Source organism: Paraburkholderia sp. IW21, assembly GCF_041321145.1.
In the GTDB taxonomy this organism is placed as follows: domain Bacteria; phylum Pseudomonadota; class Gammaproteobacteria; order Burkholderiales; family Burkholderiaceae; genus Paraburkholderia.
Window position 1 is genome coordinate 152480 of record NZ_JBGGWA010000004.1, and the last position, 25554, is coordinate 178033.

Annotated in this window: 19 protein-coding genes; 9 read left to right on the plus strand and 10 right to left on the minus strand. The window is 63.3% G+C overall.

Features of this window, described 5'->3' with window-relative positions; translation table 11 throughout:
* Window positions 1-8 precede the first annotated feature (8 nt).
* The 3 genes from ACAX43_RS11145 to ACAX43_RS11155 all read right to left on the minus strand — a co-directional run bounded on the left by ACAX43_RS11145 (window position 9) and on the right by ACAX43_RS11155 (window position 4142).
* On the minus strand, window positions 9-1394 hold the full coding sequence (locus tag ACAX43_RS11145) for an undecaprenyl-phosphate glucose phosphotransferase (protein ID WP_370708454.1): 1386 nt from the start codon (window positions 1392-1394) through the stop codon (window positions 9-11).
* A 56-nt stretch (window positions 1395-1450) separates the two neighbouring features.
* Window positions 1451-3043, minus strand: coding sequence for a sugar phosphate nucleotidyltransferase (locus ACAX43_RS11150; RefSeq protein ID WP_370708455.1), 1593 nt, complete (start codon window positions 3041-3043; stop codon window positions 1451-1453).
* Between the two features lie 112 nt (window positions 3044-3155).
* Complete coding sequence (locus ACAX43_RS11155; protein WP_370708456.1) at window positions 3156-4142, minus strand: helix-turn-helix domain-containing protein; 987 nt, start codon at window positions 4140-4142, stop codon at window positions 3156-3158.
* A gap of 797 nt (window positions 4143-4939) precedes the next feature.
* Between ACAX43_RS11155 and ACAX43_RS11160 the strand changes: the two genes are divergently transcribed.
* From ACAX43_RS11160 to ACAX43_RS11175, 4 genes are all read left to right on the plus strand, one after another.
* Window positions 4940-7246 carry a hypothetical protein gene (locus ACAX43_RS11160; RefSeq protein WP_370708457.1) on the plus strand — a complete coding sequence of 769 codons (2307 nt, stop codon included), beginning with the start codon at window positions 4940-4942 and terminating at the stop codon, window positions 7244-7246.
* Window positions 7247-7425: 179 nt separating this feature from the next.
* Window positions 7426-7575 (plus strand): hypothetical protein, encoded by a 150-nt coding sequence (locus tag ACAX43_RS11165; protein ID WP_370708458.1) that lies wholly within the window; start codon window positions 7426-7428, stop codon window positions 7573-7575.
* A gap of 62 nt (window positions 7576-7637) precedes the next feature.
* Window positions 7638-8090, plus strand: a complete 453-nt coding sequence (locus tag ACAX43_RS11170) for a GDP-mannose mannosyl hydrolase (protein ID WP_370708459.1) — start codon at window positions 7638-7640, stop codon at window positions 8088-8090.
* Between the two features lie 138 nt (window positions 8091-8228).
* Entirely contained in the window at window positions 8229-10610 is a 2382-nt protein-coding gene (locus ACAX43_RS11175; RefSeq protein ID WP_370708460.1) for a hypothetical protein, read from the plus strand.
* 24 nt (window positions 10611-10634) lie between these two features.
* On the opposite strand, the gene ACAX43_RS11180 is transcribed toward ACAX43_RS11175, so the two are convergent.
* Entirely contained in the window at window positions 10635-11720 is a 1086-nt protein-coding gene (locus ACAX43_RS11180) for a glycosyltransferase family 4 protein (RefSeq protein ID WP_370708461.1), read from the minus strand.
* 720 nt (window positions 11721-12440) lie between these two features.
* Here ACAX43_RS11180 and ACAX43_RS11185 point away from each other — a divergent pair.
* Entirely contained in the window at window positions 12441-14387 is a 1947-nt protein-coding gene (locus ACAX43_RS11185) for a hypothetical protein (protein WP_370708462.1), read from the plus strand.
* A 399-nt stretch (window positions 14388-14786) separates the two neighbouring features.
* Here ACAX43_RS11185 and ACAX43_RS11190 read toward each other — a convergent pair whose 3' ends face one another.
* From ACAX43_RS11190 to ACAX43_RS11205, 4 genes are all read right to left on the minus strand, one after another.
* The gene (locus tag ACAX43_RS11190) at window positions 14787-16271 is read right to left on the minus strand and encodes an MFS transporter (RefSeq protein WP_370708463.1); all 1485 of its coding nucleotides are present in this window, start codon (window positions 16269-16271) and stop codon (window positions 14787-14789) included.
* A gap of 130 nt (window positions 16272-16401) precedes the next feature.
* Window positions 16402-17649, minus strand: a complete 1248-nt coding sequence (locus ACAX43_RS11195) for a CaiB/BaiF CoA transferase family protein (RefSeq protein WP_370708464.1) — start codon at window positions 17647-17649, stop codon at window positions 16402-16404.
* Entirely contained in the window at window positions 17646-18623 is a 978-nt protein-coding gene (locus tag ACAX43_RS11200) for a hydroxymethylglutaryl-CoA lyase (protein WP_370708465.1), read from the minus strand. Before ACAX43_RS11200 ends, ACAX43_RS11195 begins: the two co-directional genes overlap by 4 nt.
* A gap of 211 nt (window positions 18624-18834) precedes the next feature.
* Entirely contained in the window at window positions 18835-19728 is an 894-nt protein-coding gene (locus ACAX43_RS11205) for a LysR substrate-binding domain-containing protein (RefSeq protein WP_370708466.1), read from the minus strand.
* A 278-nt stretch (window positions 19729-20006) separates the two neighbouring features.
* Here ACAX43_RS11205 and ACAX43_RS11210 point away from each other — a divergent pair, with 278 nt between their 5' ends.
* Both ACAX43_RS11210 and ACAX43_RS11215 read left to right on the plus strand, forming a co-directional pair.
* Entirely contained in the window at window positions 20007-20648 is a 642-nt protein-coding gene (locus ACAX43_RS11210; protein ID WP_370708467.1) for a LysE family translocator, read from the plus strand.
* Window positions 20649-20829: 181 nt separating this feature from the next.
* Window positions 20830-21618, plus strand: a complete 789-nt coding sequence (locus tag ACAX43_RS11215; RefSeq protein WP_370708468.1) for a sulfite exporter TauE/SafE family protein — start codon at window positions 20830-20832, stop codon at window positions 21616-21618.
* Window positions 21619-21654: 36 nt separating this feature from the next.
* Here the strand turns inward: ACAX43_RS11215 and ACAX43_RS11220 are convergent, their stop codons facing one another.
* Both ACAX43_RS11220 and ACAX43_RS11225 read right to left on the minus strand, forming a co-directional pair.
* Window positions 21655-21903: a hypothetical protein gene (locus tag ACAX43_RS11220; protein ID WP_370708469.1), complete on the minus strand. Its 249-nt coding sequence runs from the start codon at window positions 21901-21903 to the stop codon at window positions 21655-21657.
* Between the two features lie 295 nt (window positions 21904-22198).
* Window positions 22199-22552 (minus strand): BON domain-containing protein, encoded by a 354-nt coding sequence (locus tag ACAX43_RS11225; protein WP_370708470.1) that lies wholly within the window; start codon window positions 22550-22552, stop codon window positions 22199-22201.
* Between the two features lie 657 nt (window positions 22553-23209).
* Here ACAX43_RS11225 and ACAX43_RS11230 point away from each other — a divergent pair.
* Both ACAX43_RS11230 and ACAX43_RS11235 read left to right on the plus strand, forming a co-directional pair.
* A complete protein-coding gene (locus ACAX43_RS11230) occupies window positions 23210-24670 on the plus strand; it encodes a TAXI family TRAP transporter solute-binding subunit (protein WP_370708471.1) in 1461 nt (486 codons plus the stop codon).
* 93 nt (window positions 24671-24763) lie between these two features.
* Window positions 24764-25408 (plus strand): 2-hydroxychromene-2-carboxylate isomerase, encoded by a 645-nt coding sequence (locus ACAX43_RS11235; protein ID WP_370708472.1) that lies wholly within the window; start codon window positions 24764-24766, stop codon window positions 25406-25408.
* The last annotated feature ends 146 nt before the right edge of the window (window positions 25409-25554 follow it).

Consider the following 25554-nt stretch of genomic DNA (forward strand, 5'->3'; position numbering starts at 1 on the left):
TTAACTACTTAGTAAGCGTTTCGATGCACCAGTCCGGCCACAATCGTCGCGCCGATAATCCGCATATCGAGCGCGAACGACCAATGCCCCAGGTAGTACAGGTCATGTTCGACGCGACGTTCCATCTTCTCGATGCGGTCGGTTTCGCCACGAAAGCCGTTGATCTGCGCCCAGCCCGTAATGCCCGGCTTGATCCGATAGCGATTGATGTAGCCGGCGACCACCTTCTGATAGAGGTCGTCGTGCTCGAGTGCATGGGGACGCGGTCCGACAACCGACATGTCGCCACACAACACGTTGAAAAACTGAGGCAATTCGTCGAGGCTCGTGCGGCGCAGAAATGCGCCGACTTTCGTGACGCGCGGATCGTCGCGCGTCGCCTGCCTGAGCGTGCCTTTCTGCTCGGTATGCATGCGCATCGAGCGGAATTTATAGATCGTGAATACGCGGCCGTCCGCGCCTTTACGCCTCTGCCTGAAGAGAACCGGGCCGCGCGACGAGAGCTTCACCGCCATCGCAATGCAGAGCAGGATCGGCGCCAGGGCGATCAACGCCGTGGCCGCAAACAGGCGGTCGAAAATTTCCTTCTTCAGCATCGAACTGGCGGACAGCGGCGAGGCGACGAGGTTGATCGCCGGCACGCCGAGCAGATCGATCACGCCGCTGCCTTCGAAGAGCGCCAGGCTGCGCACGTCCGGCATGAAGCGGATGTTCACGAGGTCGTCGCGGAACTCGCCGACCAGCGAGCAGATCAGCGGCTCCTCCGTGAGCGAGAGCATCAGCCAGAGCTCATGCACGTCGTTGGTCCGGATATAGTCGGCGAGCGCGTCCACGGTGTCGAAGACCGGCACGCGCGAACTGGTGACGGCCGACACGTCCGGGCGCGTGTTGTAGACGGCGGTGGCGCGAAAACCGGTGGTCGGCGCCGAATCGATGCGGCGGATGATCGCGTCGCATTGCGAGCCGCTGCCGACGATCGCGACCTGATGCAGATTCAGGCCGGCACTGCGCGCACGCGCCAGCACCGCATGCGTGATGAGCCGGTAAGCGATCAGCAGACCGCCCGTCACGGCGGTCCAGTAGGAGAACCACAGTCGCGACACGAAGTCGATCCGGTGCAGCGAATACATCAGCACGAGCGCACTGCCCTGCACCATCAGCCATGCGAGCGACACCTGGCCGGCCAGCGCCAGCTTGGAGCGGCCGCGCCATGATTCATAGACGCCGAACGCCGGAAAAATCGCCAGCGCGAAGGCGGCGGAGAACATCACCAGCGCCCAATAGAACCCGGATTGAGCGAGGTATTCAAAGCGAATCTGCGACGCCACCGCCGCACCTACCAGTACCAACGCGACATCGAAAACTCGCGCGAGTAAATCCTGAAACTTGCGCATTTTGCTTACCTCGTTCTTACCGTGCGTTCTTTGCCGTAAATGCGTCCGGCGCGCTGTTAGGAGCAGCGGCCATAGTTGTCGTTGAACCTCACAATGTCGTCTTCGCCTAGATAGGTGCCCGACTGGATTTCAATGATTTCGAGCGGCACTTTCCCCGGGTTTTCGAGCCGGTGACGAGTGCCGAGCGGAATGTAGGTCGATTCGTTTTCGCTCAGCAGGAACTGCTCTTCGCCGCGCGTGACGAGCGCCGTGCCGCGCACCACGACCCAATGTTCGGCCCGATGGTGATGCAGTTGCAGCGAAAGTTTCGCGCCCGGCGTGACGACGATGCGCTTCACCTGGAAGCGCTCGCCATGGTCGATGGAATCGTAGAAGCCCCATGGCCGGTGCACCTTGCGATGCGCATCCGCCTCGGGCGCGTGCTGCGCCTTGATGCGCGCCACCAGTCCCTTGACGTCCTGCACGTGCGAGCGGTCCACCACCAGCACGGCGTCCGCGGTTTCGACCACCACCACATTGGTCGTGCCGACGCAGGCCACGAGCCGCCCTTCCGAATGCGCATAGCTCGAGACCGCGCCTTCGAACGCCACACGGCCGCGCCCGGCGTTGCCGTTGGCGTCTTTTTCCATCGCGGCCCAGACGGCGTCCCATGAACCGAGATCCGACCAGCCCGCGTCGAGCCGCACGACGACGCCGGCCGGGTTCGCACCCACCGTGTGCGGGTCCGCGCCGTCCGTGGCGGCGGTCTGATCCGCGCCGTCTGGACCGCTTGCCGCGTCGCTCACGTCCGTAATCCGTTCCATCACCGCGTAGTCGATCGAGTCCGCGGGCGCACTCAGGAAAGCGTCCAACAGCGGGCGGAAATACGCGCCTTCCGTTTGACCGTTCGCAAAGGCGCGTTCGCAGGCCGCGTGCATCTCAGGCTGTAGACGTTTCAGCGTATCGAGCCATACGCGCGCCCGTACGATGAAGATGCCGCTGTTCCACCAGTACGTGCCGGCCGCGACATACTGTGCAGCGAGTTCTTCCGCGGGCTTCTCGACGAAGCCGTCGATCACATAGCCACCTTCAGGCAGTTCAGCGCCGATGCGGATATAGCCGAAGCCGGTGTCGGGACGCGTGGGCGGCACGCCCAGCGTGGCGATCGAGCCCTGTTCGGCGTATCGCGCGGCGCTTTCGAACGCGCCTTGCAGCGCGGGCACATCCGCAATCGAATGGTCAGCCGGCATCACGATAAGAATGGCGTCGTCGCCGTCCGCGCACGCGAGCGACGCGGCGAGCGTCAGCGCCGGCGCCGTATCGCGCCGCGCAGGCTCGACGATCAGACGCGCGTCGATACCGTTCTCATGAAGCTGCTCGGCAATCACGAACCGGTGCTCTTCGCCGCACACGATGATCGGCGACGCGTCCACGTTCCAGTCGGCGGAAAATCCTTCCATGCGCCGCGCGGTCGCCTGCAGCAGCGAGTCGGAGCCGACCACGTCGATCAGCTGCTTCGGATAGTTTTCACGCGACACCGGCCACAACCGAGTGCCCGAGCCACCGGCAAGAATGACCTGGACGATGCGCGCGCGTGGCGCACCGGCAGTCCCGGCAGTCGCGCCGTCCGGGTTTACCGACGCAGCGCTCACAGCTCCCTTGGTCAACATATTCGCATTCCTTATAATTCTTTGAGATCGCCGAAAAACTTACCGAAGCACTCAGCAAACTACGGCGCCCATACGGCGTGGTGCGCGCGGCAGCCGGTTGGCGGCGCGTGCGCTATCCGCCGACCATGCGGCGGCTTTGAATCCGGAACTCCGTGGGGGAAATTCTCATCCGCTTGCGGAAGACCTTCGCGAGCCGGTCACCGTTACCCATGCCAGTGCGCCGGGCAATCTTGTCCACCGGCAATTCCGACTCGGTCAGCAAGCTGCAGGTCACCGCAAGGCGCTCATGCAACAGGAAACTCGAAGGCGTGATACCCATTTCCATCTTGAAGCGGCGCAGGAAGTTGCGCTCGCTCATGGCGGCAAACTGAGCCGCATCGGCGATCGAAATCGCCTGCTGGCAATTCTCCTGCAGCCAGCGAGCCGCCGCGCGCACTTTGTCGCCGGGACTCAGGCCACCGTCTTCACCCAGCAGCGGTGCGAGGTTCGAGCATGAATCGGCGAGCAGACGCTCGGCAACCGTACGGGCGGCGCCGCCGCCGAGATCGCGCTTGATCATTGCGAGCGCGCTTCTCATCGACTCGAGCCGGTCGCCCGCATCGCCGTTCGGCTCGGCCTGGCGCGACGACGGCGTCGGCTGCTGGCGGAAATCGCCCGCTTCCTTGCTGTCGGGCACATAAGCCGCCTCAAGCAGCGCGCGCCCTTCCGCGATCGGCCGGATCATGCCGGTGTTACGGCGAACGCGCCGCAGCCAGGCAATCAACCGTTCGTCGCCGGCGGCGGCGGGCGCACCCTTCCCCCCGGCGACATACAGCGCGTCGAAGCCGCCGTAATGGCGGGCGTCGAGTCCGTCCGTCCAGACCCGCAGTGCCGATGACGAGGTCACCATGCCACCGTCGGCCGACAGAAAGGAAACGTCATACAACCAGCCGCCGGAGCCGGACGATGCCAGTTCGTTCGCTGCCTGGAACACCTCGGCAACGACGCCGGCGCCCTGCAACGAGCAATCGTTGAACATCAGTATCGCGATGCGACGCATGCCCTTGTTCGGAGCGTGCACCCAGCGCAGCATTGCAGACTCGAGACTCGCGCAGGTCATGGTCATCCTCTCAACTGAAAACAGATCTACTTTTCAACCCTTGAACGCTGCACAGAGGCATGCTCTGTGCAGTGCATCATAGCCACCCGCAATCAAGCATTTTGCCGCCATGACCGAAACCGCAGACATGTTGGCGTTTCGATCTGGGGGCCGGCCAGTGATTTTCGGAACAAATCTACCGCTACTATTTTTTCACTGAATTAAATACCGATTCAGCACATGAATGAATTTACATTCTGCGAATCTTAATGCAAATTAATGCGATTTTTGGTGCGTTGGCCCACACACAATTGCAACTCGAAAGGATTGAGTTACAATTTTATCTGCCCGCTATTCCGCAGATTTGAAGTGACTTTTTTCTGTCACATCGCCAGAATGAGTGGAGCCGTCTTGATCGCGCCAGCGCTGGTTCTTATAGCCGGCGGGAAGGCTTTCTTCTGACAATATATTCGGGGGGCAGAGATGTGTAAAACAGCCTCTAATATAAACACTTTCACGCGGAACGAGATTATTTAATTCGTTGTTATTGGTTCAGGAGAATATAAACAGGACGATTAATGTTTCAAACGTGAAACACAGCAATATGACACCTTTAGCCCACTAGGCAATAGACGGGCCAAGGGGGGGTCGTGTCGGATGAGAGACGGTGCGATTCCGCCAGGGAATTGCGGAAATACACTATGCGGTTTCCGCAACAGATTGAGATCCGAGGCAGCCGAAGGCGGCTCTGGCCTGGTCAACTAGCAGTTCGGCGACGCGTTTTCGCTGAAACTTACGTAGGACGAGACGGGGAACACATGTCGAATGTACGCGAATATCGCGCGCGGGGACCGCTCGCCGGCGCCCTGGCCGCTCAGAGATGCGGGGTGTGCTTCGCTGCCGCGGCGGCGGCATTCATCCTACTAGGCCTTGCAGCCGGACCGTGCAGCGCGGCCGGCGCTTCAGCCAGTCTGGACGCCGCGAGCAACACCGAAATGACGGTCGACGGCAGAAAATGGACGCCCTGTGCGGCGGAATACGGCAACTGCAAGTTCACCGGCACGCGCGACGTGCTGTACGGCACGGTCGAGCAGCACGTCGTCAAGACGTTCTCGAACGGCGCCGAGTGTAATAACGGCGTGTTCGGCGATCCGGCGCCCGGGGCGGAGAAGCGCTGCGCGGTTGCCGTCAGCGCGGCGAGTGCAGGCACGGCGAACAAGACGGCGCCGGCGGCCTCGGCGAACAAAGACGCCTCGCCAGGCGCCGCGGCGGAAGCGGCGCCTGCCCCGCCCACGGCATTGACAGCGCCACCCGGACAGGGCATGCGCTGCGCCTCGCCGTCCTCACAGGTGCGCGCGGCTGCAAATGGCGATCTGCTCGAAGCCGACACACCGAGCGACGGCACGCGCCTGTTCGCAGCGGACCAACCGTTCGCGATCGCTTTTACCACGCGTCCGACGCAAAGCGACACGCTCAACTGGCAGATACGCGACAGCTGGAATGCCGTGCGGGCGAGCGGCCACTTCCCCGTTACAGCGGGCGCCACGCTATCGACCCTCAGTTGCGCATCGACCGTGGCCGGCTACTTCGCGGTCTCCGCTTCGCTGGAACGCGCGCACGGCCAGCTCGAATCACGCGGCACACGTCCTGCAGGCATCGCCACCTTCGGCGTACTGCCCAACATTTCCGCTGCTTTGCCGGCCGTACGCTTTCCGTACGAGGACCTGCATCGATTCGGGGGGCAGGGCACGGCCTATCTTGCACCGGGGCAGCACTGCTGCGACGGCGACGGCTATCGGCCGGTCTATACGGCGCTCGGCCTCTCGTGGGCGAACGACAATCGCAACTGGTATATGGAAGAGCCCAAGAAGGCAGGCACGTTCGATCCCGCGACCAAACAGTTGACCCCCTACTTCCGGCGCGGCGACATCATGCGCCTGATCCAGCTCGACGGCATTCCGCAGTGGGCAAGCCCGACCGGCAAAGAAACGCACAGCTACGCGCCAACCTCGCTTGCGCAGATGAAAGACTACATGGCCAAAGTCGGCGCCGAGTCCAACCGCGCGCGGATGACCTACTTCCCCAAACAGCGCGACAACTACTATCAGGTGACGTGGGAACCCGACGCCGACGGCGGCCTGCCGTGGCGTGACACCGAGGCGAATTTCGTCGCGATGTACAAGGCCGTCTGGGAGGGCATTCATCAGACCGACCCGCATGCCGTGGTGATGGGCGTGACGTACGCCTCGGTGCAGACCAATGTCACGCGGATGCGCCGGCTGGGTCCGCTCGGGATCGGCCGCTATATGGACGGGATGACCATTCACGGTTATTACGACGTCGGCACGACGCCGTCGCATCCGCCCGAGCGGGTGGCCGACCCGGACAATCAAGGCACGGTGGCGGGCGCCCTGCCTGCCTCGATGCGGGCGCTGCGCCATGAGATGCATCAGTATCTGAAGCCGGGTGCGCCGTTGTTCGTGACCGAAACCGGTATCAGCTACGACATTGGCGCCTCGTACGGCAAGAACTACCCGGGCGCGAACGTGTTGTACGCACAAGCTGCGGTCGTGGCGCGCACGCATCTCATCCTGTTGGGCGAAGGCGCGGACATGACCTATGTGTTCTACCTCGCGGATATGCCGGACGCCGCACCCGGCTATGGGATTTTCTTCGAACTGGATCATCCGAACGGCGCCTACGGCCCGGCTCACATCAGCCCCAAGCCCGCTGCGCTCGCGGTGGCGGCCATGACGCGCATCATCGACGGAACCGACACGCTCGGGCCCCTCAAGGGCTTGCCCAAAGGGGTGTACGCATACGCATTCCGCCGGCTCGGCGGCGGCAAGATCGTGACCGCGCTGTGGACGCATGACAACGACACCTGGAACGCCAGGACGGGTTTCAGCGCGAGCCAGAGTGCGGACTATCGTCTGAGGGTCGACACGCCTGGCACATCGGGCCAGGTCACAGCGTTCGACATGATGGGCAACGCGTCGACCGTGCCGTATCGTGATGGTGTGGCGAGCCTCAAGCTGTCGCCGACGCCCATCTATGTGGTCTCCGCCAACGCCGACGTGTTCAGGAACGCAGTCATGACGCCCGAAGGTTACGTGCCGCACTAGATAGATGTATCGCGCTGATGTGCCTGCTGCAGGCGGCGCGAGGCGCTGAGCTTCTGGCGCCCCGCGCTGTCGAGACGAGACGATAGTTCGGCGTGATGTGACAGGGCAGCCTACTTTTTACGCCCGTAAAATCAAACGGGGATTGCTGCACATGCATATCAACACGCTGGAGCCGAGAGATGAACGGCTTTGCATGGACCATGCTGGTGCTGGCCGCGATGGTCGGAGCGTTTCTCTTCGCCACGGTCGGCGCGATTGTGATCGCGCTGCTGTTGGCCAACGTTTCAGCGCGGCTCACGAAGGACGATGAGCACCATCGCGACTACTAGCGCCTTCAGGATCACCTCATCATGACCCGCCCTCAACCGGCGCACGCCACGCAGGAGATGACATGCTGACCGAGATCGATTTTCTGGACGTGGTGCGTCTCACGCCGCTGGTCGCAATCGATCTGATCGTCAGCGACGCCGACGGCCGCGTATTGATCGGCCATCGGCGCAACCGCCCTGCCCGCGGCACATGGTTCGTGCCCGGCGGGCGCATTCATAAAGACGAAACGCTCGACGCCGCGTTCTCACGCATTGCCGAGGCCGAACTGGGCATCGCAACGTTGGCGCGCTCGGCCGCACGCTTTGAGGGCGTTTTCGAACATCACTACAGCGACAACTTCGCCGCCGAGCCGGACGTGTCGACCCATTACATCGTGCTCGCCTACGCGCTGCCGCTTGCCGACACGGAACCGGTCGGCCGGCTCGATCAGCACAGCGAATATCTGTGGCTCGCGCCTGCGGAGCTGCTCGCGCACGCCGACGTTCACGAGAACACCAAGGCTTATTTCCGCTAACGCCAGCCTTGACCGTACTGCCCGCGGCGCAGCGTGACCGCTTGCCGGTGCGCAAAGTGACTTGTACTGTGAGTTGGCCAACGTGAAAGCGCACGCTGGTAACGTATGATCGAGCTCTCCGTCAGGACTCGAATCAATATGCGATCATCGGTAGCCAGGTTCGTTCGCGACTCATCCGTTGCTTTTTTAGCGCTTCTTTTCTTCGTTTTCCTGCCCAGTTCAGCGCACGCGGCCAATTGCGGCGCCGGTACGCTGATCACCGTGGTCGCCCACCTCGATGACGATCTGCTGTTCGTGGACCCTGCCATCAGCGAGCGGCTCGACGCCGGCTGGTGCATTACCACCGTACATCTGATCGGCGGCGCCAACGGTGCGGATTTCGCTTATGTGCAGACGCGCGAGCGGGCTTCGCGGCTCGCGTACGCGCGCATGGCGGGTGTGCCGGACGAGTGGATCGAAGCGAATATTCCGCTTGCCGGCAAGCTCGTGCATCAGATGGTGTTGAAGGCAAAGCCACAGGTCCGCCTGCTCGAACTTCGCCTGCCCGGCGGCGCCGTGCGCGGCGGGCGCGAACCGCTCGGCCTCCTGTGGGAACAGCACGCCACGCTCTCGACCTACCCGATGAACGCCGACGGTTCCGTGCGCGTGCAATACGATCGGGCCTCGCTGTCGGCCACGCTCAAAGTGATACTCGCCGAGGCGACGCAGATCTTCACGCTCAATCCGGACACGGTGCCGTTTCTCGAACATCCCGATCACATCTACGCCGCGCGCATCACGCGCCACGTCGCCCAGACGTTGAACAAAAGCGTGCCGATCGAATACCACATTACCTATCCAACCGGCGACTGGCCCGGCAACCTTCCCGCTACCGAAGTTCAGCGTAAGCGCGACATCGTCGCCAGCTATTTTTCCGTCGACGGCAGCGATTTTTCACACGTATTCGGCGAGTTTCAGTGGGACGGCAATTGGGTTGCGCGCCGCTACGCCTTTGCCGATCGCACCGACCACCGCGTCGCGGATTTTCAGTCGCATCCGGTTCAGCTATTCAATGCCGCGGCGAACCGCTGCCTCACCTCCGCGGGCAGCGGCCAGGCGCCGACGCTTGCCGCGTGCACAGGCTCATCCGCGCAACAATGGCGATGGGATCCGCTGACCGCCTATCCCGGCAACACGCGCAACGCCGCGCTCGTCAGCGTGGCGACCTCGCAATGCATCGCCGAACGCGACGGCTTTCTGACTTCCGAGACCTGCGATCAATGGGACATGGCGCAACGCTGGACGCCGTGGGACTTCGGCCTCGTCTATACGCCGCAGCGCCAGTGCCTCGGCGAAGACGACGGCAAGCTCACCATGCGCGGCTGCACCGCGCTCACCACACGCTACCGTTGGGCCACCACGCAACACACCCAGGCAACCGATCTGCGGCTCGCCACCGTCATGGCTGGCGACATCGCCGGCACGGGCGAGCAGGCCGCGGTCTACGTCCAGCGCCAGCACGACGGGCCCGGCTTCAACGTGTATGCGGCGTCGCTCGCGAAAGCCTCGCGCCCCGCCCTTTGGTACGCCAGCATCGTCCCATTCGATCCTCGCGCCACAGCGCCGAGTTGCGCCGGTGACAAGCTGTGTTTCGACAGCGTGCGCTTCCTGCTCGGCGACTTCGACGGCGACGGCAAGGCGGACTTGATGGTCATCACCGCCCGCCGCGGCGGCACCGCGTTCTGGTTGCTTCGCAGTACAGGCGACCGCTTCGAGGCACCCCGTCTCTGGCTCCAGACCAGCAGTGCATTCAAGCCTGCATTGACGCAGCAATATGTGGCGGCGGATTTCACCGGAACCAGGCGAGCCGGCGTGCTGATCGCACAGAAACGAACCGACAGCGGCCTCGACTTGTGGATGGCGTCGTCCACGGGGTCAGCCGGTACCGCGCCGACACTCATGGCCCAGGCAAAAAGCCTGCGGCAGAACGCGAATCTTCTACCGGTCACGGCGGCAGGATCGCGCGCGTCACTGGTTGCTGTTGAGGACGTGGACGGACGGCTTGCACTCACGCGAATCGCCAACGATGGCGCGCGCATGACGCTCGGTGAGCGCCGTGCATTGCCGGCGCGATTCGTCCCCGACTTCGTCAAACTGACGCTCGGCGCCGTAAAGGGCAAAGACAGCAGCACACTGATTCTGCTGACACCCCATCTCGATAGCGCGAACGAAGACTCGGCCATCGACATGGCCACCCTCGACACAGCAGACGCGGCGAGTGCGCCGATCCAGGCGGCGACATTGCGTGGCATGTCGTGGTCGGATGTCTTTCCGGCTTTCGTGCGTGACAAGCGCGACGCGGCGCTCGTGCTGTACCGGAGAACCGACGCGACGCTGGGCGATTTCTATTTCACCGGCGGCGCGCCCGCGCTCACGCGCTATCCGGTAGGCGACGGTTTCGCTTTGGGCGCCGCCCAGGATCTCGGCGAACTGCCGGGGCTTTTCTCGGAGACGGTTCGAATCGATCGACTGGCGCAGTAGCGCGAGCAATCGCCAAGATGCCGCTCAGGCCGAAACCTGCAGCGGCTGAACGAACTGCCGCGCGATCGTCATGTAGCGATCCGCCGTGTCATGAAGCGTGTACCCCGCCAGTTGCCGGTCCGCACGCGGGGTTTCGAGCGCCCCGAGCAATGCGCGGCCATAGGCCTCCGGATCGGCGGTATCGACGAGATTGACGCCGGCAAATGCGCTCGCAAAACCGAACGACGGAATCCGGCTGGCCACGACAGGAATGCCCGACGCCAGCGCCTCGAGAAATCCGATGCTCTGTGCCTCGAAGCGCGAAGGCATCGCAAAGACACGGGACGAGCGCAGGATCGCGGCGACATCCGAGCGCGGTCCGCATATGGTCACGCGGCTATCCAACTTAAGTTGCTGGACGAGCGACTGTACCGCCTCGTAATAGGCGATGTCCTCGACGACACCGCACAGAAGCAAACGCGCCTCGGGCTCGCGCTGCACAACGCGCTCGAATGCGCGGATCGTGTCCAACTGGCTCTTCCCTTCGATATAGCGGCCTAGCTGAACGATCTGCTTCGCGGGCACTTCGATATCCGGCGCCCATGCTTCGTTGTCCTCCGCGAACATCGACGCATCCACGCCATTCGGGATCACAACCATCGCCGGATGTTTGCCGATCTCCCGCAGGTAGTCGTCGATATTTTGCTGCGACACGCCGATGATCGCTCTCGCCCGCCGCGACAACAGGCGCTCGGCCTGCTTGAGCGCGCCATTCTCGAAATCGTTGACGCCAGAGTGCATCACCCAGGCGATCGGCGTATGCACGGGCAGAAGACGCACATAGAGCGCGGCCAGCGTTGCGTGAGCCACGATGAAGTCGGGCCGGAACTGACGCACTACACGATACAGGTGCAATAGCCTGCCTACCCTGCCGTGGCGGGTCTTCGGAAACAGGCAGGTGACGCCCGCGGCTTGAAGCTCCGCGCGGATATCGACGAAATCGTCCTGCTGCGGAAGCAGCGATGCAATACAGACTTCATGGCCACCGCGCTGATGATGAATGGCGAGACCTTTTACAAGTACTTCTGCCCCGGAAAGTCGCGGTGCATGGATCAACTGAAGAATTCTCACGATTTATCTCTCTGGACAACCGCATTTTGGCGCAGCGGATAGACATGCCGACCGGCAAAGCACCGGCCCCAAAAATATCGGCCTCCCATTATCGTCAATCTGGCGCGCCCCTTTCGCGGAACGCGGCATCGGATTCGTAAAACAGCGACAGTTCCGCCGCGAAGTCACTATCGCGAAGAAACCATACTCCGAAGGCCCAGCACTTTTTCGCCAACTCCAAGGCTTCTTCGGCTATGGAATGAGCGCTAACGCCCACTTCTCCGCGGCTTACACCCATTCGGTTCCTTAGGCATCCGTTACAGATCCTTTCCGCCCCAATTCAATATGGCGGATAAAAACTGGTCTCGCCATACGGATGTTTTAATATGATAAATGTAAATAGTACTGAATTATTATTCATACGTTACCACTCGTTACTTCTTTTAAACATACTAATGCGTATTGTTGCGGTCGATTCTTCCCGTTAGCACCGTACTTACTTACAGAACAGTAAAAAGTTCTTCGCTTAACGCCCTGAATTCGAACGCTGCGACATGAGTCGTGCTGTCCTGCAAGACACGGTCGTTTTCGTCGTACCTTCTCCGGTCGTTCGATTCCGCCAAACCGCATCACGAGCGGCACGATTCTTATGACATGAACCCGGATGTTCGCTCTATCTCCGCACGCGCCTCGCGCGAAGAGACGAGCGAATGTCTCCGACAACGCATTGGTTACAGATTGATGAAATCGCAACTACTCCTACTTTCGACGCTTTTCCTGGCTCTAGCTGGTTGCGGTGGCGGCGGCGGCGGTGATAGCACCAGCAGCAACGCCGCAACCCAGGCCAATGGCACCCCTGGCGCGTCCAGCTCGACTGCGGCGGGAAACAGCGCCACCGGGGGCACCGCCACAGTGAAAGGCGCGGGCAACGCCATCGCGACCCTGAGCTGTACCTCGCCGGCCATCTCGGCAGGCTCTGGCAGCGCCACCCTTTCCGCCGACACACCCAGCACGGACGGCACGCGCATCTTCGCCGCCGGCAGCACTTTTCAGCTCGCCTTCACCACCAACGTGCCGAACGCCGACACGCTGAACTGGGCCGTCACGGATACCGTCGGGAGGGTGGCGGCGAGCGGCAGCACCGCCGTACCGAACGGTTCGAAGACCATCACGCTCAACTGCACCTCGACGCTCGCCGGCTACTTCGCCGCCACGGGCACGCTCGCGCAGAACGGCGGCCAGTTGCCGCAAGCAGGCACACGCCCGGTCGGCATCGCGACCTTCGGCGTAGCGCCGGATCTGTCCGGCGTCATTCCCGCCGTCACCTACGCGCGTCAGGAGCAGCACCGCTTCGGCATGCAAGGCGCGAACGACAACGGCCCGCTGCTCGCCTCGCTCGGCATTTCGTCGACGATCGACGACCGCCAGCTCTCGACGATGGAACCGAATGGACAGAACACGTTCAATCCGTCGGGCAACAATCTCGATCCGTTCTACAAGACCGGCAACGTGATGCGCCTGATCCGTCTCGACGGCATTCCCGCCTGGGCGAGCAGCACCGGCGCGTTCCAGGACGACTCGAGCGTGCCGGCCAATCTTTCGTATTATCAGAACTACATGAGCCGGGTCGGCACGGAATCGAACGCGATTCGCACCGCATATTTCCCGACCCAGTCGGCCAACTATTACCAGGTGACGTGGGAGCCCAACCAGTTCTGGACCGACACCGACGCCAACTTCATCGCGCTGTATCAGTCCGCCTATCAAGGCATTCACTCGACCGACCCGCACGCTGTCGTGATGGGTCCGACCGACGCCTTCCCGAGCCTGACCACCACGCGTCTGAAGCGTCTCGCGCCGCTCGGCTTCGGCCAGTACATCGACGCCGTGGCCACGCATGGCTACTACGACGCGGGTACGTCCCCCGCGCATCCGCCCGAGCGCTACGATAGCGACCCGTCGACTGCCAGCGGTTCGTTGCGTGGCCAGATGCGTGATCTGCGCGCGGAAATGGCCGCCGATTACCGTCCCGGCATGAAGCTGTTCTCGACGGAAGCGGGCATCAGCTACGACCTCGGCACCTCGTACGGCCCGAACTATCCGACCGCGAACGTGCTGTACGCGCAAGCGGCGGTCGCGGCGCGCATGCACATCATCACGCTGGGCGAAGGCGCGGATCAGACCTACGTGTTCTACGGCGCGGACTATCCGGGCGAAGTCGGCTACGGCACGTTCTTCGATCTGAACGACGCGCAAGGCGCATTCGGCGCGACGAACCTCAGTCCGAAACCGGTTGCCATGGCGATCAGCGCGATGACGCACACGCTCGACGGCACCACCACGCTCGGACCGGTGAACGGCACGCCAACCGGCGTCTATGCCTACGCGTTCCAGCAGGTGGGCAACGGCGCTGTGATCACCGCGCTGTGGGCGCATAACAACACTGTGTGGAACGCGAGCGCAGGCTTCAGTTCCACCTACGGCGTGTCGTATAGCCTCACGGTGGATGCACCGGGCACGAGCGGCACCGTGAAGGTCCTCGACATGATGGGCAACGCGACGAGCGCGAACTACAGCAACGGTACGCTGACGCTCAACCTGACCGAATCGCCGGTGTATGTGGTGTCGAACAACGCGTCGGTCGCGAGGGCCAACGCGACGGTGCCGGTGGGATACGTCGGTATGTAAGCTGAATATCGAGGCATTGGTACTGCGGTAAATGTAAAACGTCAGCCGGCTTCAGGGTCGGCTGACGTTTTTTCGAGTATGAGTGCGCGAGTAAGCCATCTCCGAAAACCCGAACAGAAACCCCGAAATCAGCGCACACTATCCTACTGCTCCATCGCGGAGCGTCAAAAGCCTACTGGGGAGTCCATCATGGCAAAAGGTCAAATGCGCAGTAACCGCGAAGTAAAGAAACCGAAGCAGGAGAAAAAACCGCAACCGGCCACTACACCTTCCGGTGCGCCGCCAATCCGCGTAGCACCGAGCGTCTCGGCGACACAAAAGAAGCACTGAAAGAAGCACTAAGAGAGCAAGCCCGCCTCGCAAGGCGGGCATCCACCATCAGCAAAGTTCAGCCTGGCATTACCGGGAAATATCCTCCAGTGCGACATCCCGCGTCTTGGGCCCGAGGGTTCCGATGGCCACCATCACGACCACCATCGCCGCCGAAATAAATACAAACACGCCATTCACGCCGAAGCGGCCCAGGCACCCCGCGATCACAAACGCTGAAAACATCGCCGAAATCCGGCTCCACGAATAAACAAATCCCACTGCCCTCGCCCGAATACTCGTCGGAAACAGTTCCGCCTGATAAGCGTGATAGCTATACGAAATAATATTGCCCGCCAGCACAAGGCAAACGCCCAGACTCACCAGCAACACCGTCTCCCGCGCCTGACTGAACAGCAGCCCGCACACCACGTTCACCGCCGCCATGCAGATGATTACGGTCTTCCGCTCGAAGCGGTCGGCAATCAGCATTCCCAGCAACGGTCCAAGCGGCGCCGCGATCGCTATGATGCTCGCGTACATCAAACTCGACGTGACCGTAATGCCCTGCTTGATCAGCAAGGTCGGAATCCAGTTTGCGAAGCCGTAATAGCCCATCGTCTGGAACACGTGGAAAATGATCAGCATCACGGTGCGCCTTCGGTACGGAGGCACCAGCAGATCGCGAAACGCCGCGCGCGCACGCATCGGTTCGGGCAACGCCGGCTCCGGCAAAGGCCGTCCATATTCGCGTTCGACGCGCGCTTCGAGTCGCTTCATCACCACGTCCGCTTCATCGATGCGGCCTTTCTGTGCGAGCCAGCGCGGGCTCTCCGGCAAACGCAAGCGAATCCACCACACCACGATCGCACCCACCACGCCGGTCAGCACGACCAGACGCCAGCCGTCGAGACCGAAGTAACGATGCGGCACCAGCAAATACGAGAGAAACGCGACGATCGGCACCGCGCAGAAGCCGACCGCCTGCGAGCAGGCCGACGCCCGGCCCCGCACATGCTTCGGCACGAGTTCCGAGATATACGTGCCGATCGTCACGATCTCCACGCCGATGCCGATTCCCGCGATGAAGCGCCAGAGATTGAGCCCGAGCGCCGTGTCCTGAAACGCCATGATGATGTTGGCCGCCGTGTACCACAGCAGCGACCAGGTGAAGATCGCGCGCCGCCCGAAACGGTCGGCGAGAAAGCCGCACGCCGCCGTGCCGATAAATAGACCCGCGAACAGCGCGGCGATGAAACTCGCCACGCCACTGGTGCCGAACAGACCATGCGTGGTCGCGGTGAGAATGCCGCTGCGCACGAGGCCCGGCGCGATGTAGCCGGAAAACATCAGGTCGTACAGTTCGAAGAAGAGGCCGAGGCTGAGCAGCATGACCAGTTGCCAGATCGAACGCGTGGCGGGCAAGCGGTCGAGCCGCGCGGAAATGCGCGCGCCGTCCAGCGCTATTTCATCCGCGCGGGCGCCTGCCGAAACACCGGCCTCCGAAGGCAAACCGCCAAGCGCGCCGGCGTCGCCAACCGCTGTCGCATACACCGCATGATTCGACGATTTCATCGTCTGTCTCCGTGAATTCCGGTCTAACGCCGGGTGAAATTGGATTGACTACGTTCGACGCGTCGAGCGACCGCTGGCAGGGTCGCTATACACAAGCCATTGCGCGCGCCGCCGCATGGGTACGTTGCGCTCAAGTAGCTGCGTGCGGCGCCTGAGTCGCGCCGCCGCCCAGTGCCGCGATCTGCGCTTCGTCGTAGCCCAGCCCGCGCAGTACGTCGGCGGTATGCTCACCGATCTTCGCGATCGGCTGGCGCGGTTGCAGGCGCGCTCCGTCCAGCGAAATCGGCAGCAAGGGCATCGCGGTTTCGCTGCCGTCATCGAGCGTCAAACGCGCAAGGCCACCGCTCTCGTTCAGATGCGGATCGTCGAACAGTTCTTCGGGTTTGGTGATCGAGGCGAACGGAATGTGGTCGCGTTCGAACAGCGGCACGAGCGCGGCGCCTTCGAACTGGCTCAAGGTCTCGCCAAGCGTCTTCAGCAACCACTCGCGCGCCAGCACGCGGTCGTTGTTGGTCGCGAGGCGCGGGTCGGCCAGCAGATCGGCGCGGTCGAGAATCGCGCACAGCGCGCGCCATTGGCCGTCACCGGTCGCGGCGATAAACATCTGCTCGTCGTCGGCGAGCCGGAACACGTCGTAGACGGCCCATGCGCTGATGCGCGCGGGCATCGGCGCAGCGGGCACGCCCGTCGCGGCGAACTGCTGCATGTGTTGCGCGGAAAGTAGCACGCAGTTTTCGAACAGCGCGCTCTGCACTTCCTTGCCGCGCCCGCTCGTATGCCGTTCGTGCAACGCGGCGAGCACGCCGATCGCGCCGAACATGCCGCCCATGATGTCGTTGACCGAACTGCCCGCACGCAACGGACGGCCCACCGGCCCGGTCATGTACGCGAGGCCGGCCATCATCTGGACGACTTCGTCGAGGGCGAGACGGTGCTCGTACGGGCCGCTCAGAAAGCCCTTGTGCGAGACGTAGATCAGCTTGGGATTGCGTTCGCGCAGCGACGCATAATCGAGACCCAGGCTCGCCATGCGGCCCGGCTTGAAGTTCTCGACGAATACGTCGGCGGTATCGACGAGCTTGTGCAGCGCGGCCAGCCCCGCTTCGCTATCGAGGTCGAGCGCGACACTCTTTTTGTTGCGATTGAAGGTGCGGAAAAAGCCCGCGCCGGTGCCGAGCAAACGGCGTGTGCCGTCGCCGCGCGGCGGCTCGACCTTGATGACCTCGGCGCCGAGGTCGCCGAGAATCATGCCGCAAGTCGGTCCCATCACCATATGCGACAACTCGACGACGCGAATGCCTGCAAGCGGCAATGCGCCCTGCGGCTGCGGCTGCGGCTGCGGCTGCGGAGAAGTAGAGGCGGAGGAAAGCGGATTCATTGCGGCACCTGTGATTCGGAAAATTCAAAACGTTGACGAGCGGCCGTGAACTGCTTCGGCAAACCGGCACGCGCCAGATAGCCGTACAGCGGTTCGCCGGGCAACGCGTCGGCGAGCACGTCACGCGACGCGATAAGCCTGGTGAGGTCGATGCCGGTGTCGTAGCCCATGCTGTCGAGCATGAACACGAGGTCTTCGGTGTTCACGTTGCCGGTCGCACCCGGCGCGTGCGGACAGCCGCCAAGGCCGGCGAGCGACGCGTCAAATTCGCGGATGCCATGCTGCAACGCGATCAACGTGTTGGCGAGACCGAGGCCGCGCGTGTCGTGGAAATGCAGCGAGCGCAGCTTGCTGCCCGCTACTTCACGCACCAGTTCGATGATTTCGCCAACCTGGTGCGGCGTCGCTTCGCCGGTGGTATCGCCGAGCGCGATCACATCGGCGCCCGCTTGCAATACGGCGCGCGCAATCGCGGCGACATCGGCGTAGGGGACCGCGCCTTGCAGCGTGCAGCCGAACACCGTCGATAAACCGGCGATCAATTCGACGCGCCGTGCGTTCGCGTCCGCCGCGCTGTCTATCAGTTCGCGCATCGCGGCAAACGCGTCGATCATCTCGGCGGGCGTCCTGCGCACATTGGCGAGACTATGCGCGGCGCTCACTGAAATCGGCGCGACGATCCGATGCACACCGGCTTCGAGCGCGCGTTGCGCGCCCTTCAGGTTCGGCACCAGCGCCGTTACGATCAGATCGTTGTAGGTGAGCGCGTGGGCGATCACTTCGTCGGCGTCGGCCATTTGCGGCAGCAGCTTCGCCGGCACGAACGATGCGACTTCCATGTGCCGCACGCCGGCGGCATAGGCGGCATCGATCCAGCGTCGCTTGAACTCGGTGGGCATCGTGCGAGCGATGCTTTGCAAGCCGTCGCGCATGCCGACTTCGGTCACGACGACGCGCTCCTGGGTGTCACTCATGGTCTTGAATCCCGGTCTTGAATCCTGCGTGGAATGCGGGGAATGAAGCCGCTGAGTGACAGCGTGCCCGCGCGCGGCCGCGCGGCAAAGTCTGCGTTGACGAGGCACTCCATCGCCGCTCGCGATGGCGGCTCAGGCACAATGGACGGGCATGCGCCGCCGCAAAGGGGAAACCCTTAAGGGCTTTTCAGAGGGCGCTTCAGAGGGCGTTTCAACCCGAGCGCAGCAGATGAGCGAGCAAATGCGACGCCGTCAGCGTCAGCGCATGGCGGTCGCGCATGCAGATCACGAAGCGCCGCTCCGCCCATGCTTCCCGCAAGGGCACGGCGACGATGTCATATTCGTCGGCGGCATGTTTGGGCAGCGCTTCGCGCGGCAGGATCGCAACGGCGAGGCCGGCCTGGATAAAACGATAGGCGGCGTCGAAGGTCGAGACGTAGGTTCGATAGTTGAGTTCGCTGCCCTTTTCCACCGCGATGCGTTGCATCAACGCGTTCACCGACGCGTTCGATGCGAGCCCGAGATGATCGAATGCCAGCGTCTGCTCGAAGCTGACTGCGGTCTCCCCGGCCAGCGGATGATCGCGCGGCACGATCAGCGCGAGATGATCCGAGCGATACGGCAGCACGTCGAGACTCCCCATCGGCACCACGTCGCGGCAGATGCCGAGGTCGGCCACCCCCTCTTCCAGACCGCGCACGATCTCAGCGCTGACGCGCTCTTCGACATCGACACGAATCTGCGGATTGGCCTTCAGAAACACCGATAACGCTTCGGGCAAAAACTCGACCATCGACGACACGTTCGCCAGCACCCGCACGTGGCCGCGCGCGCCGGCCGCGTATTCGCTGAGTTCCGCCTGCAAGCGTTCGTGACCGCGCATGATCAGCCGCGCATGCTTGAGCAGCGCCTCGCCGGCGGCGGTCGCTCGCACGCCGCGCTGGCTGCGCGAGAGCAACGCGACGTCGACGAGCGCTTCAAGATCGGCGAGCCGCTTGCTGACCGCGGACGGCGCGATGAACTCGCGTTCAGCCGCGCGCGCAATCGTGCCTTCCTCGCAGACGGCGATGAACAAGCGCAACGTCACCTGATCGATTTGCCACATGAGCGGGCGTGCCCTGGGTGTTTGAAGTGGGAAAATTATGCCCGATGCAGACAGCGGCCGAGTCTATTTCAGGGTATCCACGGCCGGCGTGCGGAATTGTCGGAGCTGATCGCGCGCTGAGTCGCGATGGTTGGCCGTGCGCCGAGTCGCGCAAGGTGATCCGCGCAATGTTGCCTGGGCTTTTCAGTCTGGCTATGCTTGGGGACGCGCCCGGCCGCACGCACGCAGGAAGCGCGGCACGAACGACCACGAAGCAGAACAACCAGCAGGGGTTTCTCATGTCCACCACCAGTCTCTTCGTCACCTCCGCGGGCGTCGGCCTTGCGATTGCCGCGCCGGTCGGGCCGATGGGCATGCTGTGCATCCGCCGCACGCTGACCGGCGGTCCGCGTGCGGGGCTGGCGATCGGCTTCGGCATCGCGAGCGGCGATGCGCTCTATGGTCTGATCGCGGCGCTCGGCCTCGTCGGCATTTCGCAGTTCATGCTCGCCTACGACCGGCCCTTGCATCTGATCGCCGGTCTGTTTCTGCTTTATCTCGGTGTACGTACGCTGCTGCAAAAACCGGCCGCCGACGCCGCGAACGGCAACGGCGATGGCAAGCTCGCGCGGGTGGGCCGCGCCGGCGCGCTGCGCGCGTATGCGAGCTCACTGCTGCTTACGCTGACCAATCCGCAAACCGTCATCATGTTCGCCGCGTTGTTCACGACGCTGGCGCCGCGCGGCGCGTTTTCATCGAGCATCGCGCTGACCACGGTAGGCGGCGTGTTTTGCGGCTCGATCGCGTGGTGGTGTTTCCTCGTGACCGTGGTGTCGCTCGCGCGTCATGCGATCGGCCGCACGCTGCGCGTCGCGATCGACCGGATCGTCGGGATCACGCTGGCGGCATTCGGCATCGTGGAGATTCGCCGCGCGCTTTGAGCCGGATCTTTGAGTGGGAATCAAGCGTTTGCGTACGCAAGCGCGGCAGTTTTGCGACAATAGCGGCTTTCGCCGCGCCGCCGCGGGCCTGTCGTCGACCTTCGCCGATGCCCGAAGGCATGCGCGCGCCGGCCTTGCCGGCTAACCTGTCCACCCCACTCGACCGTCAGCGGTCTGCTCAATGGCTCTTCCCCACATCGATCTGCTGTACTCCGTCTCCGGCATGTTCGTCGGCTTTCTGGTCGGGCTGACGGGTGTCGGCGGCGGCTCGCTGATGACGCCGATTCTCGTCCTGCTGTTCAACGTGCATCCGGCCACCGCGGTCGGCACCGATCTGTTGTACGCAGCCGCCACCAAGGCGACCGGCACGCTGGTGCACGGCCTGAAAGGCTCCGTCGACTGGCAGATCACGCTGCGCCTCGCGGCCGGCAGCGTGCCGGCCGCGACCCTCACCTTGATCTTGCTGCATCGCTACGGCATGGATACGCCAGGCGCGAGCCGGCTGATCCAGATCGTGCTCGGCGTGGCGCTGCTCGTGACCGCGGTGGCACTGGTGTTCCGCCCGCAACTCGCGGCGCTCGGTTCGCGCCGTCAGCGCCCGCCCAGGCAAGGCCGCACGCTTGCGCTCACCATGCTGACCGGCGCGGTGCTCGGCGTGCTGGTATCGCTGACTTCGGTGGGGGCGGGCGCTATCGGCGTGACGGTGCTGTTGCTGCTGTATCCGTTGCTGCCGACCACGCGCATTGTCGGCTCCGATATCGCGCATGCGGTGCCGCTCACCTTGCTGGCGGGCGCAGGCCATTGGCTGCTGGGCTCGGTCGACTGGTCGATGCTGCTGTCGCTGCTGGTGGGCTCGCTGCCGGGCATCGCGATCGGCAGTTATCTGTCGTCGCGCGCACCGGATGCGCTGCTGCGCAATCTGCTCGCCGCCACGCTCACGCTGGTCGGCGTGCGCCTCGTGCTGGCATGACACGCCGCTCAAGGCGGGAGCGCCACCCGGCAGCGGTTATTTGAAAAACCGGCAGGTCAGATCGGTCTCGAATTGCCTGACCCATTGGCCCTGATGGTCGTGATAGGACTGCGCCCACCCGCCGCGCCGCACCGTGACGAGCCGCTCGTGGGCGGCATCGCCCGGGTCCGGGCAAGCGCTGATGTCGAAGTGCGCCGGCGCAAAACCGTGTCGCGCGCACACCAGTTCGAAAGCCGCCCGATCGCTGATCGGCAGATCGGTGTAGCGCAAATGCGGGGTTTCCATGGCGTTGACTCCGGTTCTCAACCCTCACAGTACGCTTCACGCCACGTCAATTGTGTGTCACAGCGCACAGACGGACTTTTACGGTGCGGGCGTTCAGCCCGGAACCGTCTGACCCATCATCGCCGTTTCAAACATCGCTGCTTTAAACATCCCCGCCACGAAAAATAAAATGAAAAAAGGGCTCCGGTTATTCGCCGGAACCCTTGCGCCGGCATGCATCACGATGGCGCATAGCGGTATCGAATCGTATGCCCCGTCTAATGCAGCCGGGGGCGCCTGCCGGCGCCTTGTACGCTTACTGCTGCATGACAGTCAGCTTGTTCGACACCGAGGTCACGCCTGCCACGCCCTTGGCTGCTTCGCCGGCGGCGTCGATCTGGCCTTGGCTAGGCACCGAGCCCGTCAGGGTCACCGCGCCGCCACGAGCACGCACGGCGATGTTCGAAACGTCGACGCCTTGCGTCTTGGAGAGCACGCTGCGCACCTTGCGGCCCAGCTGGCTATTGGCCTTCTTGCCGGCCTTGGCGCTTGCCGCCGGCGCTGCGGTCATGCCGGTTGCCGCTGCATCGCTTGTCTGGGCGTATACGTTGCACGCCACCACCATTGCCACAACCGAGCCCACCGTTTTCAGAAAATCGACCGATTTCATAGTTTCTATTCTCCTTAGCTTCACATTGGACCGCATGTACAAGCGGCTTCGTTACGACTATCGGCGGCCATGCTCCAGACGCGACGAGGCGCGGCTCAGCGACGGCCGACTATGGCTGCAACACGATGTGCGAGAGGCGAGAGAGGCCGGCCGCCGTTAGCCGCATGCGATGACGGGCATGCAATGCGGAACGGACGCCGGCAAGCCGCGAAGTCCGCCAGCGCGCCCGGTTCTTTTGTGTCCTGCCGGGCCACGCTGCGCAAACATCTGTCCACGGCAGCGATCCACAATTTAATCTAGCCGGGCCAGAAGCGCAAAGGGTTTAGTCATGCCGGAAGTACATGTCAGGTGCCATGGGTGCAGGGAGCGTGTGTTATTCATGCGCCGTTCATATTTCTGTCCAGAGGAGTGGTTCAAAAGCCGCTCACGCAGCATTCACGAATTGTTACGGGTTTGACAGTGCCCACTCCGGTTGGACGCTGCGCCGCCGCGCGATTCTCAGGTACCATCGGCGCGACGCGCGCTGCCGCATGGCCTGCGCGGCGTGTGCGTCTTTCGCGGCGGCAAGCCAGGCATGGCGCGCGCGCCTCGCCAGGTTCGCGCGCCACAGAGCGCCGCCACCCCGTTCACTTTCGACCGTAGCCGTCACGTCATCCGATGAAGCCTGCAACCGGCCGCAAACGCCCTCCCCGTCTCGTCGCCCGTTTTGTGGCGATCTCGTGGCGCGATCTGGCAGTCTCGTTCGGCCCGATCCTGCTGCTCGCCGCCGCGGCGGTCTGGATCGCCGTGCGCCTGATCCAGCCTGCCCCGCCCAGTACGCTGACGATCAGCGCCGGCCCCGCAGGCAGTACTTTCTGGAACGCGGCGCAGAAGTACAAGACGATTCTGGCGCGCAACCGCATCACCTTGAACGTCTTGTCCTCGGAAGGCTCGCTGCAGAACCTCAAGCGGCTCGCGGACCCGAAGTCGAATGTCGACGTCGGTTTCGTGCAGGACGGCGTAGCGCCCGGCTCGGCAAGCGCGGGCCTGATGTCGCTCGGCAGCGTGGCGTATGTGCCGCTGGCGATCTTCTATCACGGGCCAACGGTCACGCGGCTCTCCGAATTCAAGGGCTTGCGGCTCGCAGTCGGCGCCGAGGGCAGCGGCACGCGCGAACTGGCGCTCGCGCTCCTCAAGGCGAACGGCATCGTGCCGGGCGGCGCCACCAAACTGCTGCCGCTCTCAGGCGACGACGCCGCCAACGCGCTCGTCGCCGGCAAAGTCGACGCGGCTTTTCTGGCCGGCGACTCGGCGCAACCCGCAGTGATGGGCAAGCTCTATCGCACGCCGAACGTGCAGTTCTACGACTTCACCCAGGCCGATGCCTACACGCGCCGTTTTCCGTATCTGACGCAGCTCGAACTGCCGATGGGCGCGTTCGACCTCGGCAAGAATCTGCCGTCCGCGCCGATTCACATGGTGGCGCCGACCGCCGAGCTGGTAGCGCGCGACTCGCTGCATCCCGCGCTCTCCGATCTGCTGATCGAAGCCGCGCGCGAAGTACACGGCAAGGCGAACATCATGCAGCGCGCCGGCGAATTCCCCGCGCCGCTCGCACACGATTTCCCGATCAGCGACGACGCCGCCCGTTACTACAAGTCGGGCAAGAGCTTCCTCTACCGGATCTTGCCGTTCTGGCTGGCGAGTCTCGCGGACCGGATGCTGGTGGTCGTGGTGCCGCTGATCGTGCTGCTGATTCCGGCGCTGCGCCTCGTGCCGTCGCTGTACGCGTGGCGCGTGAAATCGCGCATCTACCGCTGGTACGGCGCGCTGATCGCGATCGAGCGCAGTGCGCTCAGCGATCATTCGGCTGCCGAACGCGCCTCGCTGATCGAACGCCTCGACGCGATCGAAGAGTCGGTGAACGGCCTGAAAATGCCGCTCGCCTATGCGGACCAGTTTTACGTGCTGCGCGAGCATATCGGCTTCGTGCGCGCGCGGCTCACGCACAGCCACGAGGCCCAGCGCGATGCATCGGCCCCTGAAGACGACGAGTCCGCGCCGCCCGAGGCCAAGGATCCGGACGAGCGCGCTGAAATCGGCGGAACGCGCGAAGACGCCGCTCCCAAACCATTTTGACCGGTGCAAGCAGCGGCCGCACCGCGTAAGATCGTTACAATTCCGACGGTCTAGCAGACACACCGTTCGGAAAAGGCAATTCGGGAGACATTTATGACCGTTGGCATCGACGCCAGGCAACCGCTGTGGTTTTACGATTTTGTCTCGCCGTTCACGTACCTGTTGCTCGAGCAACACGACAAATGGCCGGGCTTCGACTTCGCGTTCACGCCGGTGGTGCTGAACGACCTGTATCGCCACTGGGGCCAGCGGCCCGCTTATAGCGTGCCCGCCAAGCGCACCTTCATGTATCGCCACGCGCTGTTTCGCGCGGAGCAACTCGGCATTCCGTTCAAGATGCCGCCGGCTCATCCGTTCGACTCGATGAAGCCGCTCCTGCTCGCCGCCGCGGCGAACGGGGACGTCAACTTCGTCCGCGAGATTTTCCGTTTCATCTGGCGCGAAGGCCGCGATCCGTCGAGCGAGGCAGCCTTCGCCGAACTGTGCGAACGCGTCGGCCGGCCGGACGGCCCTGAGCTGATCAAGAGCGAAGAAGTGAAAACGCAATTGCAGCGCAACACCGCGGATGCAATCGGTCTGGGCGTCTACGGTGTGCCGACCTTCCGTCTGAACAATCAATTGTTCTGGGGCGAAGACGCGTTGCCGATGGTGCTGTACTGCGCACGCACGCCGAACTGGCTCGATTCGAAGGAAGTGAAGCGGATCAGTTCGCTGCCTTCGGGCCTGGCGGACAATTGAGCGCACGCACAGCGTAAGCTTTGGGCGGATCGGCGCACCCGTAGGGTGTTTCATCCATGATGGCGTCGAAAAGACTGTGCTGATGCCGGCCATACCGTGCCCGCTATGGCCGCCACACTGCAAACGGGCCTATGGTTATGACCTTT

Excerpts from the sequence above, each read along its gene's own strand:
- ACAX43_RS11145 (WP_370708454.1), bottom strand. The coding sequence starts at position 1,394 with ATGCGCAAGTTTCAGGATTTACTCGCGCGAGTTTTCGATGTCGCGTTG.
- ACAX43_RS11150 (WP_370708455.1), bottom strand. The coding sequence starts at position 3,043 with ATGTTGACCAAGGGAGCTGTGAGCGCTGCGTCGGTAAACCCGGACGGC.
- ACAX43_RS11155 (WP_370708456.1), bottom strand. The coding sequence starts at position 4,142 with ATGACCTGCGCGAGTCTCGAGTCTGCAATGCTGCGCTGGGTGCACGCT.
- ACAX43_RS11160 (WP_370708457.1), top strand. The coding sequence starts at position 4,940 with ATGTCGAATGTACGCGAATATCGCGCGCGGGGACCGCTCGCCGGCGCC.
- ACAX43_RS11165 (WP_370708458.1), top strand. The coding sequence starts at position 7,426 with ATGAACGGCTTTGCATGGACCATGCTGGTGCTGGCCGCGATGGTCGGA.
- ACAX43_RS11170 (WP_370708459.1), top strand. The coding sequence starts at position 7,638 with ATGCTGACCGAGATCGATTTTCTGGACGTGGTGCGTCTCACGCCGCTG.
- ACAX43_RS11175 (WP_370708460.1), top strand. The coding sequence starts at position 8,229 with ATGCGATCATCGGTAGCCAGGTTCGTTCGCGACTCATCCGTTGCTTTT.
- ACAX43_RS11185 (WP_370708462.1), top strand. The coding sequence starts at position 12,441 with ATGAAATCGCAACTACTCCTACTTTCGACGCTTTTCCTGGCTCTAGCT.
- ACAX43_RS11190 (WP_370708463.1), bottom strand. The coding sequence starts at position 16,271 with ATGAAATCGTCGAATCATGCGGTGTATGCGACAGCGGTTGGCGACGCC.
- ACAX43_RS11195 (WP_370708464.1), bottom strand. The coding sequence starts at position 17,649 with ATGAATCCGCTTTCCTCCGCCTCTACTTCTCCGCAGCCGCAGCCGCAG.
- ACAX43_RS11200 (WP_370708465.1), bottom strand. The coding sequence starts at position 18,623 with ATGAGTGACACCCAGGAGCGCGTCGTCGTGACCGAAGTCGGCATGCGC.
- ACAX43_RS11205 (WP_370708466.1), bottom strand. The coding sequence starts at position 19,728 with ATGTGGCAAATCGATCAGGTGACGTTGCGCTTGTTCATCGCCGTCTGC.
- ACAX43_RS11210 (WP_370708467.1), top strand. The coding sequence starts at position 20,007 with ATGTCCACCACCAGTCTCTTCGTCACCTCCGCGGGCGTCGGCCTTGCG.
- ACAX43_RS11215 (WP_370708468.1), top strand. The coding sequence starts at position 20,830 with ATGGCTCTTCCCCACATCGATCTGCTGTACTCCGTCTCCGGCATGTTC.
- ACAX43_RS11220 (WP_370708469.1), bottom strand. The coding sequence starts at position 21,903 with ATGGAAACCCCGCATTTGCGCTACACCGATCTGCCGATCAGCGATCGG.
- ACAX43_RS11225 (WP_370708470.1), bottom strand. The coding sequence starts at position 22,552 with ATGAAATCGGTCGATTTTCTGAAAACGGTGGGCTCGGTTGTGGCAATG.
- ACAX43_RS11230 (WP_370708471.1), top strand. The coding sequence starts at position 23,210 with ATGAAGCCTGCAACCGGCCGCAAACGCCCTCCCCGTCTCGTCGCCCGT.
- ACAX43_RS11235 (WP_370708472.1), top strand. The coding sequence starts at position 24,764 with ATGACCGTTGGCATCGACGCCAGGCAACCGCTGTGGTTTTACGATTTT.